Source organism: Sphingobacterium daejeonense, from assembly GCF_901472535.1.
Taxonomy (GTDB): domain Bacteria; phylum Bacteroidota; class Bacteroidia; order Sphingobacteriales; family Sphingobacteriaceae; genus Sphingobacterium; species Sphingobacterium daejeonense.
Window position 1 is genome coordinate 3,308,748 of the sequence record NZ_LR590470.1, and the last position, 13,837, is coordinate 3,322,584.

Annotated in this window: 11 protein-coding genes and 2 pseudogenes; 7 read left to right on the forward strand and 6 right to left on the reverse strand. The window is 37.0% G+C overall.

From position 1 onward, the window contains the following. The first annotated feature begins 283 nt into the window (after window positions 1-283). Window positions 284-847 (forward strand): hypothetical protein, encoded by a 564-nt coding sequence (locus FGL31_RS16045; RefSeq protein WP_138092897.1) that lies wholly within the window; start codon window positions 284-286, stop codon window positions 845-847. A gap of 204 nt (window positions 848-1,051) precedes the next feature. Here the strand turns inward: FGL31_RS16045 and FGL31_RS16050 are convergent, their stop codons facing one another. The 5 genes and pseudogenes from FGL31_RS16050 to FGL31_RS16065 form a co-directional block, all read right to left on the reverse strand. Continuing rightward, the gene (locus FGL31_RS16050; protein WP_171017700.1) at window positions 1,052-4,219 is read right to left on the reverse strand and encodes a TonB-dependent receptor; all 3,168 of its coding nucleotides are present in this window, start codon (window positions 4,217-4,219) and stop codon (window positions 1,052-1,054) included. 500 nt (window positions 4,220-4,719) lie between these two features. Continuing rightward, window positions 4,720-7,100 (reverse strand): annotated as a pseudogene (locus FGL31_RS29960) (endonuclease MutS2). Between the two features lie 3 nt (window positions 7,101-7,103). Beyond that, window positions 7,104-7,316 (reverse strand): hypothetical protein, encoded by a 213-nt coding sequence (locus tag FGL31_RS16060; protein WP_138092901.1) that lies wholly within the window; start codon window positions 7,314-7,316, stop codon window positions 7,104-7,106. Then, entirely contained in the window at window positions 7,297-7,497 is a 201-nt protein-coding gene (locus FGL31_RS26095) for a hypothetical protein (RefSeq protein WP_232046836.1), read from the reverse strand. The genes FGL31_RS16060 and FGL31_RS26095 overlap by 20 nt, the downstream gene beginning before the upstream one ends. A 43-nt stretch (window positions 7,498-7,540) precedes the next feature. Beyond that, on the reverse strand, window positions 7,541-7,837 hold the full coding sequence (locus tag FGL31_RS16065; protein ID WP_171017701.1) for a DUF4296 domain-containing protein: 297 nt from the start codon (window positions 7,835-7,837) through the stop codon (window positions 7,541-7,543). Between the two features lie 76 nt (window positions 7,838-7,913). Between FGL31_RS16065 and FGL31_RS16070 the strand changes: the two are divergent. The 6 genes and pseudogenes from FGL31_RS16070 to FGL31_RS26105 all read left to right on the forward strand — a co-directional run bounded on the left by FGL31_RS16070 (window position 7,914) and on the right by FGL31_RS26105 (window position 12,339). Then, window positions 7,914-8,605 (forward strand): annotated as a pseudogene (locus FGL31_RS16070) (YggS family pyridoxal phosphate-dependent enzyme). Further along, window positions 8,605-9,054, forward strand: a complete 450-nt coding sequence (locus FGL31_RS16075; protein WP_171017702.1) for a GNAT family N-acetyltransferase — start codon at window positions 8,605-8,607, stop codon at window positions 9,052-9,054. Before FGL31_RS16070 ends, FGL31_RS16075 begins: the two are co-directional and overlap by 1 nt. Further along, a complete protein-coding gene (locus FGL31_RS16080; RefSeq protein ID WP_138092907.1) occupies window positions 9,035-9,886 on the forward strand; it encodes a PdaC/RsiV family protein in 852 nt (283 codons plus the stop codon). The genes FGL31_RS16075 and FGL31_RS16080 overlap by 20 nt, the downstream gene beginning before the upstream one ends. Window positions 9,887-9,891: 5 nt before the next feature. Continuing rightward, entirely contained in the window at window positions 9,892-11,160 is a 1,269-nt protein-coding gene (locus FGL31_RS16085; protein WP_138092909.1) for an aspartate kinase, read from the forward strand. A gap of 95 nt (window positions 11,161-11,255) precedes the next feature. Next, window positions 11,256-11,756 carry a class I SAM-dependent methyltransferase gene (locus FGL31_RS26100; protein WP_232046837.1) on the forward strand — a complete coding sequence of 167 codons (501 nt, stop codon included), beginning with the start codon at window positions 11,256-11,258 and terminating at the stop codon, window positions 11,754-11,756. Further along, complete coding sequence (locus FGL31_RS26105; protein WP_232046838.1) at window positions 11,707-12,339, forward strand: THUMP-like domain-containing protein; 633 nt, start codon at window positions 11,707-11,709, stop codon at window positions 12,337-12,339. Before FGL31_RS26100 ends, FGL31_RS26105 begins: the two co-directional genes overlap by 50 nt. A gap of 10 nt (window positions 12,340-12,349) precedes the next feature. Here the strand turns inward: FGL31_RS26105 and FGL31_RS16095 are convergent, their stop codons facing one another. Continuing rightward, complete coding sequence (locus FGL31_RS16095) at window positions 12,350-13,825, reverse strand: hypothetical protein (protein WP_138092911.1); 1,476 nt, start codon at window positions 13,823-13,825, stop codon at window positions 12,350-12,352. Window positions 13,826-13,837 lie beyond the last annotated feature (12 nt).

Here is a 13,837-nt window from a genome sequence, read left to right on the forward strand (position 1 = left end):
GGCGATAATCAGTGTAGACGGTAACTACGATGTTAGGCATTAATAATCTTGCAACACTTATATATTTCACCACCGTGGTAGGTGTCTCCACCTGCCCCATAATGGATTCCTATAGCATTTAATCCCCTACTACCCTGTAGGGGTGCAACTATTATAGAGATCAAATTTTAAACCTAGTTAACGCGGTTATTAAGTTTATATTAATTTTTTATTAATTTTTAATATCATGTAGCGTTACAACAACTAAATTCGTAACGGTTAAGTATATTAACAACAACTGATTATGAAAAAGATTTATTTAATTCTTGCAGCATTCGTTCTGAATTCTTGCAGCAAGGAAGATGTTGGTCCTATGGGGTTCTATCATGGGCAAAAAATTGAGGTATTTTTAGACCACAAATATCTCGCTAAGGGTGACGAACCATTATTATGGCCTAGCAAACGTAAGCTGGAATATGGTCTACAGGGATTTATGGAAAGACAACCAGGTTATTATTATGTGGTCAAAGCGGAGGTAAATTTAAACAAAGGCCAACCTTTAAAGTATGATGGATCTGCTTATTGGTTGGATTTCAAAGGTATTAAATCCAAAAAGAAGTATACTGGCCAAGAACCTTTTCAGATAGAGTTAATCCAATCAGTTGATTGGGCCGGTCCGCAAATTTTGTTGCGAAAAGAAAGTCAAAAATATATCTTTTCCAGCGAAATTGAACTAACATATAATGATAATTCTATGAAAGATAAATTTGAGGAATTTTTGAAACATCAGGCAGAAATGGATGAAATAGCAAAACAACAAATAGAACAACTCAAAGATTTAAATGGCAATATATCACGCTTACAGTAACTCACGACGAGAATAATTTTGGAAAAGGCTTTAAGGTTTCTGAGATCTCAACAAAACTGTGGTAATATACCCTTCTAGATTCTTCTGATTTAAGATCATAAAAAAATCCCTCGCGAAATGCGAGGGATTAATATTTAGAATAAGGTTAAATCTTAGTTAAAGATATAACGAACACCTAATTGAGCTGACCATCTTGAAGGAATATCAGACACGAAATAAGGAGTGTTTTTCATTCAAATTACCCAATTTGTATTGAGGGATATTTGTGTTTTGTTGGAAACTATCGAAGTTAATTGGTCTAAATGAGTTATCCCAGAAACTTCCACCACCGCTATATTGCTCACCCCATTTTTTGTTGATCAACGCACCTACGTTCATAACATCTAATGAGATTTGAATTTTGTTTTTGGTGTTACCAATGTTTGTGAAAACATCTTGTAAAATTCTGAAGTCAAATCTATGTGAAAAAGGTGCTTTGTCACCATTTCTTTCAGCATATTGTCCTCTTCTATTTTTCAAGTAAGGATTTGCTTCAATAAATTCGTTAAATGCATTCCATTGTTGTTCTGGAGTAACATCTCCATTTTGAACAAATTTAATTTCAGATGCATCTCTTGGAATATACATTAATGAATATTGGTCACTTGAACTACCTGCTGTATATCTTCCTGGGTCACCTGCAATAAGGTAAGAGAATCTAGCACCAGATTGTCCTGTATAAACTAAAGATAGAGTTGTTCCTAAATGGTTCAAATATTCTTTAGAATAAGAAACGTATCCAATCACTCTACTACCAGTGCTGAATGGGTTATGTCCTAAAGTTACATTGTTTGATCCATTCACAGTTGCCGTTCTGAAGAAATTTGATTGATTCTGAGATGAAGAACCTGAGAATAAATCTTTAGCTTCAGTATAAGTATAAGCTAATGAACCGAAGAATCCATTGTTAAATGATTTTGACAATTGAGCAGTTGCTGACCAAGAGTATCCTTTGTTTACATTATCAATATAAACTACTTGAGTATAGTTTGGAAGAACTTTTGCATCTTTCGATGGCGCATACAATAATCTATTGTCAGCACCTTCTAATTGTCCGATAGGATCTTTTTGGTTTAGATCTCTAAAGCGGAATGAGCTTAAGTTTTTAGAGTACATGAATTCAGCAGTACCCATTACACCCCAAGGCAATTGGTAATCAACTCCTAACGAAGTTCTTGCGATTTGCGGTAATCTTAAGTTTTTGTCCAATACAGAGATATTTCCTGAAGGCTTAACTTCTCCTGGATTTTTTGGTTGACCATTAGGGTCAGCAATAAAATCAATGTTTGGAGCACCAGCACCAGCATTAAGCTGATTTCCACCCAATAAAGCACCACTTTGAGTATATGCACCTGCAGACCAAACGAATGGGAAACGAGAAGTAAAGATACCAACACCACCACGTAAGATAAGTGAACGGTCGCTCTTAACATCCCAGTTAAATCCTAACCTAGGTGACCACATAAAGGTAGCTTTAGGCATTCTGTTTGTCATTACATCATATCTTTGAGCAATGATTGAGTTGTTGAAATCTTGGTTTTCAAGAGGATCAGTTAAATAAATAGGAATATCAACACGAAGACCACCTGTTAATTTCAAGTTGCTGAACATTTGATATTCATCCTGAACATAAAACCCTAATTGCATTGCTGAGAAATCAGCTCCTTGTTTAGGATCATCAGTATTACTGTAATTATATTGGAAACTTGCTGCTTTTCCTCTTTCAAAGTTTTCAATCGCTGTATACGGTTGACCAGTAGCTGGATTAATATCTGAAGCAGGTGAATTACGGAAAGTATAGTTACCAAATGCACTACCAATAAAACCATTGTACATTTTGTAGAACTCATTATGAGTACCAAAAGTCAATGTATGGTTACCTTTATATAAAGTTAAGTTATCAGTAAGTGTTAATACTTGTTGATCCAATTGGTTAACAGTTGAGAAAGGTTCAGCACCTAAACTGATATTTGTACTTGATCCCAAATCAATAAATACACGTGGGAACGGATTACCTGGAGTAGTTCTCGGTTCAGTAACATTTGTATAACCAACAACTAGGTTGTTTGATAACACATTTGAAAATCTACTGTTTAACTCAAGGACTGCCGATTGAGTAGTACTTTTTCTTAATACTGCTCCATTTTCAAAAGTAATTGAGTTTTGAGAACGACCTAAATCAGTTGCAGATCCATTAACATAGCTATATCTCGCAGTTAATTTATGCTTTTCGTTGATGTTGAAGTCAAATCTAGTAAAGATCTTGTCAGATTTATTGTTTGCTTCTTGGCCCATAAAACTACCAGGATTATACCCTAATTGATTAGCTTTATCAGCAACTCTTTGCAATTGTTCAACTGTAAAATTTGATCCATCAGATCCTGGAGCAAATCCAAGTGGCGTATTATTATCTGTTCTCTCATAGTTTACAAAGAAGAACAACTTATCTTTAATGATTGGACCACCTACTCTAACACCATATTGACGTTCACTGAAATCTACTAATTTAGTTCTTTCTTGATCGTCTTTAAGAAGTCCGAAAGGAGTTTTACCTGTTAAGTTTTGATTTCTTGTAAAGTAATACGCTGATCCTTGCACAAGGTTAGTACCTGAACGAGTTACAGCAGATATACCACCACCAGCGAATCCACCAGCTCTTACATCAAAAGGAGCAATTTGGACAGTCATTTCTTCAATAGCATCTAATGAAATCGGAGATACACCTGTACTCGAACCATTTGTACCAGCACTGCTTAGACCAAATACGTCATTACTTACAGCACCATCGATTGTCAACTGGTTGAAACGGTTGTTCATACCACCAATTGATAATGCATCACCTTTTACATCTGCTTGAGGCGTTAATCTTGTAAAGTCAGTTAGACTTCTAGAGATAGTTGGTAAGTTTTGGATTGTTCTGTTCGAAATACTAGTTGAAGCACCAGTTTTTAAACTTTGGCCTTTTTTAACGCCAGTAACTGTAATTTCATCAATTAAATTTGAACTATCACCAAATACAGGATTCAATTCAAATGAACGACCTAGTTGTAAAAAAACATTTTCATAAACAACTGGCTCTTGACCAACATAAGTCACCTCGATACGATAAGGTCCACCAACACGCATACCTGCCAAACTAAAACGACCAGTTTCATTGGATGAACTTGTGTAAACTGTTCCTGAAGGAGTGTGGATAGCTTTAATTGTTGCGCCGGTAGTTTTTTCACCATTGGTTTGGGTTACTACTCCGGACATACTACTTGTGGTTACCTGCGCTTGGATAGTTCCATAACTTGCAAGTACCAGAGCAAAGAAAAGTAAAGATTTCTTCATACGGTTTGTTATTAATTCTGAACAAAAGTAAAAAGACATATTGATTTTCAGAGTTACTTAACATAAACTTAATATACTCACAACCACGTTTTTGCATTTATTTGTCCTATTCGAGTAAGCGTTTTTTTAAAAGTTGAATAGTTTTATAAACAACTACCTTAGTTGATTGAAAATATTGCAATGAAACCGATTGAAATTTGATAGTTTAACAAATTTTAACATTTTTCAAAATGTGGAAAAGTTTTTTCCTTTTGCTGTGGATTTAACAGTTTCCGTGACAACTATGTAAGGGCAATTGCAAGAAATTAGGGTGTTAACATGGAAGTTTAATTCCTAATTTCATTGAATTTAGAGTTGTGTTGGATGAAGATTGGTGGTTGGTGGGGACACCAACCACGGCGTGAATGGTCTGACTTGTGCCAAAGCCTGCCCTTCGGCTCCGCTCAGGGACCGGTTTTGGAATACTGAGAAGGTTGGTGTGGACACCAACCACGGCTCAATTAGTCCAGGTAAGCGTAGGTAATTCCGTCTCCGCCTCTATCGGCATGCTCGTCTTCAAAGCGACTTACATGATTGTATTTTCTAAGGTAATCACGGATAAACTTTCGGAGGATTCCATCACCTTTACCATGAACGATCTTTAGAGATGGATACCCTATCATAACTGCACGATCGAGGATCTGCTCTATTTTTCCTAGGGCATCTTCCGTTCTCATTCCTCGCACATCTACCTCCGGACTGAAATCAGCAACACTGCCAGATGAAACTGATTTGAACCTCTTGGCAGCATTTGATTTCTCCTTGCCCCTAAGTTTTTTCAACTTTGTTTTTCTTGACAACGGTCCTCAAATCACCAAGAGCTAGAATTAAGTTATTCTTAGCAATTTCGATTACTTGGGCTTCATTTCCAGTGTCTATGATCTTCACCCAATCCCCTACTTCTACTTCAGCATTTTCTGCTGCTACTATTGTAGGTTTCTTAACTTCTTTAACTTGTTTTTCCTTTAGATTTTCAGAAGCTTGCTGCAATCCAGCCCTCAGTTTTTTAGTTTCTTCTTTATCTGCTTGCTTAGTTTTGATCTCAGCAATGGTGTTCTCAACCAGCTTATTGGCATTCTTGATGATCAGCCTTGCTTCTTCCTTGGCATCTTTGAGCAATTGTCTCTTATTTTCTTCCAAGTAGGTCTTCAGTTCGTTGAGTTTGGACTGTTGTCCCAATATTTCTTTTTCACGTAGGTTGATGGCAACCTTGGTATCATAAACTTCTTTTTTCTCACGCTCCAGATCAACCAACAGTGTATCTACTTTTTTCTGTTGCACACCTATCTTTTGTTTAGCAAGATGGATAACCTCTTTAGGTAAACCAATGTTTTGGGCAATCTCGAAAGCATAGGAACTACCTGGTTTTCCTGTCTGTAAGATATAGAGAGGTTTCATTGCTTCATTGTCGAAGAGCATGGAGGCATTTTCTATTCCTTCAGTGTTACTGGCAAATACCTTTAGATTCGAATAGTGAGTTGTAATGACTCCTCGGATTTTCTTTTTGTTGAGCACTTCCAATACAGCCTCAGCAATTGGTCCACCAAATTGGGGATCTGTACCTGTACCGAACTCATCAATTAGCACCATGGTCCTGGCATTAGCAAATTGTGTAAAGTGCTTCATTTTTGACAAATGGGCGCTATATGTACTCAAATCGCTATCAATTGATTGATCATCACAATATCAGCGAAAAATTGCTTGAATACTCCCAATTTAGAAGTCGGTTCACATGGAATCAGCAGTCCAGATTGAAACATCAACTGCAGAGACCTACCGTTTTCATACAGACCGATTTTCCACCGGCATTCGGTCCTGATACCAACAATACACGATCAATATCGTCTATTTTGAGGTTCAATGGGACAACGGAATGATGACCTTCTTGTTTGGAAGCCAGATATAACAATGGATGTTTTGCATTTACCAGAAACACTTCTGCTTCTTTGGAAAGTTCTGGCATCTGAGCATCGATGTCCAAAGCAAAAAGAGCTTTTGCCCTCACAAAGTCCAATTTGGTTAACATGCCATGATAGGCAAACAATAAAGGGACGTGCGGGCGTATCTCTGTAGTCAAGGCAGTTAGAATTCTGACAATTTCTCTTCTTCTTTCAAATTCCAGGTCCCTGACTTTATTGTTTAAATGGAATACTTCTTCGGGTTCAATATAAGCTGTTTGTCCTGTCGCTGATTCATCGTGTATCAAACCCTTGACTTTTCTTTTGTTTTCAGCCAGGATTGGGATACCATAACCTTCCATCTCTTATAGTTAGGCTTCCATCAGCTGTCCAGCCATTCTGCTGGGCTTGCTTATAAACAGTATCTAATCTTTTTCTGGCCTCTTTGTTCTGCTTTTGAAATCTGTGAGGTAATCTCCAGCAACAATTTTGAGGCATTGTCTTTTATTTTTTCCTCTTTCATCAATAATCTGTTCGATGCTTCGGAGAATATTTTTTTTTAATTGGCAGATGTTCAAACAATAGCTCAAGGTTTGGATATTGTTGAGCACGATCGTTGAAATACCGTATAATAGCGTAAACGGTCCTTAAAGAAAGCAATACTCTATGGAATTCCTCTTCTAATAGAAAGGAGCCTTCCACTTTTGCTTTCTCAATGATTGCTTTTATGGGGTAAAATGGTCAACAGGAAGAGGCGCATCATGAACCAACAGATCTTTGAATTCATTTGCTTGGCGCAAGAAACGGTCGATCAAATCCAGTTTTACTTGCGGTTGGATTTTGTCCACTAATTCCTTTCCTGGCTCACTGAGACATTTTGCCTTGATCAGTTCTTTTATTTCGGTAAACCCTAACTTTTCTACTGCGTTCTGTGGATAAATCATTTCTTATTGTACAACTGCGGGTCTTTCTCTCGGTCTTCTTAACGGTTTTAATTTTTGATTCCGCGGATTAAATGGTACTGTATCTATTTTTTCCAGTGGAGTTAACTCATTTGGATTTGGTAGAGGTTGTAACGTATCAGGTACTGTTTCTAGATTCGGTTGCTGAATTGTCGGCACCGGACTGTCGCCAATAGTTTCAGACCCTCTTTTTTTCAAAAATATTCTTTTCCCAAAATGGCATTAAACCAACAGGTTGGTAAAATCTACGAGTTCGTTCTGCTATTGTCAGTTCTGACGTATCTGCCTTCGCATTCATGATCATGTTGGTCATGATGGAGGCATTGTTTTGCAGTTGAGTCACTCTTCGAATACTATCTTGAGAGATCGCATTTTGCAAGGAATCAGTACTATAGAAATTACGTTCTTTCTTTTCTAAACTTTTAACTACTTGGTCGTATGTTTTTTACCGTTAACTTTGGATCTCCAAAATAAAAGTTGACATTCTTGTTAAAGGATGTTGAATCGAGTCCATATTTTGCAAATAGCTCTTCATATAAAGGGTCAATAACCTTTTTGGCACTATCTACAGGGATGTTTGAGATATATCCATCGAGGATATGGACGTCTGTCATTAACTCTACCATATCATCTTGAGGTAAATCCCTTCTGGAACCTTCTTTTTTGCAAGAAATGCTTATAAAAAACAACGGAAGTAATCCAAGTATTAATCGATGCATTTTGTAAATTTGTACAAAAATACAGAAAAGCTTGCACATAGCTTTCTTAAATTCATCAATGCGAACCCTTTTCATCATGAATATAGCTAATAATATTACAGAATTACAAAAAGAACTAAGCCCAATTGGCGTTACATTGGTTGCCATCTCAAAAAACTAAGCCTAACGAGGACATTATGGAAGCTTATGAGGCAGGTCAGAGAATATTTTGGTGAAAACCAAGTTCAAGACCTCGTTGCCAAATATGAAGAACTTCCTAAAGATATAGAATGGCACTTGGTTGGACACCTTCAAACCAACAAAGTAAAATACATAGCACCCTTTGTGAGCCTTATCCATTCTGTAGATTCATTGAAAGTATTAACCGAGATCAATAAGCATGCTTTGAAGAATGATCGAACAATAGACTGTTTATTGCAGATTTTTATTGCTGATGAAGACACAAAATTTGGGCTTGACCATGCTGAAGCTATAGAATTGTTGCGCAGTGAGGAGTATGAATCCCTTAAGAATATTAGGATCAGAGGATTGATGGGCATTGCCAGCAATACGGAAAATGAAAAAATCATAAAAGAAGAATTTTACGAATTGAAAATGCTTTTTGATGGCATAAAAACGACGTATTTCCGTAAAGACGAAAATTTTAATATCTTGTCTATGGGTATGTCCTCGGACTATAAGATTGCCATCGAACAGGGTAGTAATATGGTACGATTGGGCAGTACAATTTTTGGAAAAAGAGTCATCAAACATTATAAAGCACAATAATGAGTTTAACCATTCGCGATGCTGTTCTTGAAGATTGTCCAAGATTAATGGAATTGATCCGAGAATTGGCATCATTTGAAAAGGCCCCACAGGAAGTGACCGTCAGCATGGAGGAATTTGAAGATGCGGGCTTCGGAAGCAACCCTGTTTGGTGGGCTTTTGTAGCAGAATATAATGGCCATATTGTTGCCATGTCCTTATACTATATTCGTTATTCAACTTGGAAAGGACGCCGGCTTTATTTAGAGGACATCATCGTTACAGAAGAAATGCGTGGAATGGGAATTGGAAAAGAACTTCTTGACCATACCATAAACTATGCTAAAGAAAATGGTTTTTCTGGAATGATGTGGCAAGTATTGGATTGGAATAAACCTGCCATAGACTTTTACAAGAAATACGACACGAAATTAGATGAGGAGTGGATAAATGTTAGTATCGATTTTTAAAACAACGAAAATATTATTCTTAGGGACGATCCTTTTAATTGGCACTGCAAGTTCATGCCAAAGTAATAAAACTGATGGTTCCAAAACCCATAAACAAAACATCAGTCCAAGGACGGATTCTTTATCCTACAGGGATACCTCCATTATGCAAATCAGCCCATATTTTGCTGAAAATGATGGAAATGCAGATACGACATATGCTAAAATTACTTATCCAATCTTTTCAGACAGCGCCATGAACAACATTGTTAAGGCCAACATCCTATTGGATGGAGAGCCTTCAATTGAAGTTTATCTTGGGAATTTTATAGAAAGCTATGGGAATTTTATTGAAGAAAATAATGTTAAGTATAATCTAGCTTGGGATAAAGAAACTATTGTAAGAGTAGAATTGAACAGCCAAGATCTCATTATGCTGAACAGTTCCACCTATGAGTTTTCTGGTGGTGCCCATGGCAATTCATTTACCATTTGGAGTGTTTACGATGTTCATAATTATGAAAAATTAGAACTGAATACGTTTATTTCTGAGAATAAGATGAAAGAATTTACTAAAATTGCAGAAAGATTCTTTCGTAGAGAAGAAGGTCTAACAGATACGGCCAGTTTGGAGGGTGAATATTTCTTCGAGAATGACGAATTTGCATTAGCTGCTAACTATGGTATTTCTAAGGAAGGTATTATATTCTACTATAATTCTTATGAGATCAAGCCATATGCTGCGGGACCTACTTATCTTAGCATTCCTTATGAAGACATTCAGGATTGCATGACCCAAACTGGAAAGAATTACATAAAAAAATTAAAAGAGTATTATAATTCAATTCAGTAGCATAAATGCAGGTTTTTAAATTTGGCGGTGCCTCCGTTAAAAGTGCAGAGAATATTAAAAATGTAGTTTCTATCGTTGAAAAACACCGAGATTCATCATTATTGATCGTTGTATCAGCCATAGGAAAGACAACGGATAAATTAGTCAGAATAACTGAAAGTTATTTGAAGCAAGACGGGGAATGTTTTGCACTATTGGACCAATTAAAACAGGAACATTTTAATATTTTGAATGAATTATTTCCTGCCCCTACTCATCCTGTTTATGATGATATTGCGAACACTTTTGTAGAAATCGAATGGATTCTTGAGGAAGAACCTCAAGATGATTATGATTATTTATACGACCAGATTGTATCTGTAGGCGAACTTCTTTCGACCAAGATTGTTGCTGCCTACTCTTCTTACCAAGGCGTACCGACACAATGGGTCGATGCAAGGGACTTTATTCTTACAGATAATACTTACCGTGAGGGAAAGGTAGACTGGGAAAAAACCGAGGACAAAATAAGAAAGGATTTACCTACTATATTGGATGATTATGTTGTAGTTACCCAAGGATTTATAGGGTCTACTTCGGAGAATTTTACGACAACTTTAGGTCGTGAGGGTTCTGACTATTCAGCCGCCATTTTTGCAGCAAGCTTAAACGCAGAGAATATCACTATTTGGAAGGATGTTCCTGGTGTATTGAATGCGGATCCTAAATGGTTCGATCAAACCGAACTGATTCCCGAATTATCATATACAGATGCCATAGAATTAACTTATTATGGTGCAACTGTTATTCATCCAAAAACCATCAAACCCCTTCAGAACAAAAAGATTACCCTGAATGTTCGTTCATTCATTAATCCTGAAGAACCGGGTACACAGATTAAAACAACGAACCAAACATTACCTGTACCGTCCTTTATTTTTAAGGTAAATCAAGTATTCATCAATATACAACCGCGTGACTTTTCGTTTATCGTTGAGGACAACTTGAGTCATATTTTTGATTCATTTCACCAAAACAGAATCAAAATCAACATGATGCACAATTCAGCGATCAGTTTTTCTGTTGCAGTTGATGATACAGGAGAAAATGTACTGAATTTGTTGGAACAACTCAACAAAAGATACAAGGTTTCTGTTGCTGCGGGTCTTGAATTGATTACGATTCGCTATTATAATCAACAAACAATTGACAGGGTATTGGTAAATAAGGAAATTATTCGCGAACTTAAGGATAGTTACACTTGCCAAATGCTTGTGAAAAACAAAGATGAATAGATTCATATTAGAGAAGGAAGTCCAACAATTCATTAAGGCTAACCGTGAGAGATCGCCGACGGAGATCGCCTTGAAGAAAAGCCCTTTTTTCCAATGTGAGCTCAGCAGAATTAGCCTCCCAAATCGATGGCTGGCAGCGCAGTGTCAAAAAATTACCTACCTGGGCATACAGTGAAGGCATTTATTATCCTGATAAAATCAATTTGGAGCAGTGTTCTTCGGAACATACCGCCCTCATCAAGCAAACTCTAATTTCAAAAGGCAGCCGTGTCATTGATCTTACAGGCGGGTTTTCAGTGGACAGCTGCTACCTAGCTCAAGAGGCAGATGAAGTTATACATTGTGAACTTAACGAGAAGCTATCTGAGATCGTTGCCTATAATGCAACAATCCTACGTGTACCTAATTTGATTTGTAAAGCAACCGATGGTATTAAATTTTTGGAGGAAAGCGAAGATAACTCTTTTGACTATATCTATGTCGATCCATCACGTCGCATAAACCAAGGCAAAGTTTTTCTATTGGAGGATTGTGAGCCAAATATCGTTGCAAACCAAGATCTATTTTTTCAGGAAGGGAAAATATGTAATCAGTAAACTTTCTCCCCTGTTGGACATCAGTACGGCATTATCATCATTAAAACACGTAAAATTTGTTTATGTAATTAGCTTAGACAATGACTGCAAGGAATTGTTGTTCATTCAAGAAAGAGGGTATCTCGGAGAAACCAAAATCTTGGCTATTCGACTATTTGCGGACCAGCTGCAAAGTTTTGAATTCACTTATAATGAGGAACGAGCAACGCTGAGCCGTTTCTCCTTGCCGAAACACTATCTCTATGATCCCGATGTAGCGATAAATAAAGCAGGAGCTTTTAAAAGTATTGGTAAGGCATTTGGGTTAGGTAAGATCCATCAGCATGCGCATCTATATTCTTCAGACACTTTGTATCCAGAATTTCCGGGGAGAATTTTTGAAATTAAACAGGTCCTTCCCTACTCTGTTCTTAAAAAGAACAATCCTTTTTCCCAAGCAAACATTGCAATTCGGAATTTTCCTGAAAAAGTCGATGTAATTCGTAAAAAACACAAGATCAAAGACGGTGGCAAAACATATCTTTTCTTTACCACCGATGTGAATAATCAATTGATTGTGATTGAATGCAATAGAATCTTTTAACTCGGTCCTATTACTTTTTATATTCACTTAATCCAAGTCGCTGTGCATTAGTGTTCCCAGGTTGCGCGATATAATCTGGAAGTTTGGGATTTTTAGGTTCATTATCAGGTCTGCAGTCATCACCTCTCAATTTACAAATTGAATAAAAAAAGAAGTCACCGACCATTTTGAAATGATTCTTCAACCATTCACTTTGGCCTTTCTTGTCAATAGGGTTTAAAGAAACCTCCATCGCCTTTTGAATGGTTTCATTTACATAACTGTCTTTGATATATTTATTTAAATCTTGGGGTGGGTTTTGATCCATATTAAAGTCATCATGGATATTCTTTAAGTCATCATAACGGCCTTTCCATTTTTTGATATCGTTGTAGGCATTTTGCAATTGGTCGAGAGACAGATTTGTATTGTCTTTAAGCATTTGGTCAAGATTAAAATCTTTTGCACCTTGCAGCGCGTCATTTACGAATTCCATTCCAAAATCAATGTATTTTCCTCCTTCAACATGCACTGTTTGTGTTGGTTGACCTGGACCTTCAACGGTATAACTTTCTATTTGTTGGACATTTGCGGAATAATCACCAAGCTGAACCGGGGTTCCACTATCCTTATAATTTACGGTTAATTTATATCCATCATTCGTATAGGTTGAAATTCTGCTTTGGCTATCATAAGAAACATCTGCATAACTAGGTCGGTACAATGTTACGTCCGAAGTGGAATACGATTGTGGATCGACTTTTATAAAATAGCCTGAATTCAGATATGACCATTTGCCTTCATCAATTGTTATACTACCTACGCCTATTGGTGGCGCTCCGACTTTGACAGCAATATCCTCCAATTTATCAAAGCTCATTTGAGCAGACTGCATCTCTTGCCTTAGCGATTGATAGGTATTCATCAATCGCTGTACTTCAGAGGGAAGATTACTTTCTACCATCTCCTTTACATTAATTTCCATCAATGCAATATCTTTTAATGAAAGTAATGGTTTTACTCTTGCTTGAAAATCTGTTGGATATGATGAGAATTTATTACCGGCTTCAATTCCCCAAATTAAGGTTTGCACATCAGATTGACTGATATTGGGATTGTCGGTAGATTTTTCTAAAATGGATATTATAAGATTCTTTTGGGTACCTTCGAAATTTGCCAATTGATATCCAGAGCCTCTTGATGGTCCGTAAGTTCCAGCATGTAGGCAATAGGACCTCAGGGTAGTTTTATAATAGCCGGGTTTCAGGTCAAAGGTTGACAGGGTATCTGGAGTTCTTGCCTTCAACTGATCATCCATCCAATAAAATCCTGCTAAAGTATCTTTCAGCGAGGTTGACACTGCCTTCCCTGGCGCCCATGAAAGTGATTTTGAAAGGCTCTTAGCACCTTTTTTTACTTTATTAAAAAGTCCATCCAGATCCTGAGCGGAAGCCGAACTTGAAGATATGGTTAATACCAGAAGGATTGTAGTTAGTCTTTTGATCATAAGGTAAGTGAT

What these genes read in the sequence shown, in the direction of transcription:
- FGL31_RS16045 (WP_138092897.1), top strand. Translation starts at nt 284, where the DNA reads ATGAAAAAGATTTATTTAATTCTTGCAGCATTCGTTCTGAATTCTTGC.
- FGL31_RS16050 (WP_171017700.1), bottom strand. Translation starts at nt 4,219, where the DNA reads ATGAAGAAATCTTTACTTTTCTTTGCTCTGGTACTTGCAAGTTATGGA.
- FGL31_RS16065 (WP_171017701.1), bottom strand. Translation starts at nt 7,837, where the DNA reads ATGCATCGATTAATACTTGGATTACTTCCGTTGTTTTTTATAAGCATT.
- FGL31_RS16075 (WP_171017702.1), top strand. Translation starts at nt 8,605, where the DNA reads ATGAGTTTAACCATTCGCGATGCTGTTCTTGAAGATTGTCCAAGATTA.
- FGL31_RS16080 (WP_138092907.1), top strand. Translation starts at nt 9,035, where the DNA reads ATGTTAGTATCGATTTTTAAAACAACGAAAATATTATTCTTAGGGACG.
- FGL31_RS16085 (WP_138092909.1), top strand. Translation starts at nt 9,892, where the DNA reads ATGCAGGTTTTTAAATTTGGCGGTGCCTCCGTTAAAAGTGCAGAGAAT.
- FGL31_RS16095 (WP_138092911.1), bottom strand. Translation starts at nt 13,825, where the DNA reads ATGATCAAAAGACTAACTACAATCCTTCTGGTATTAACCATATCTTCA.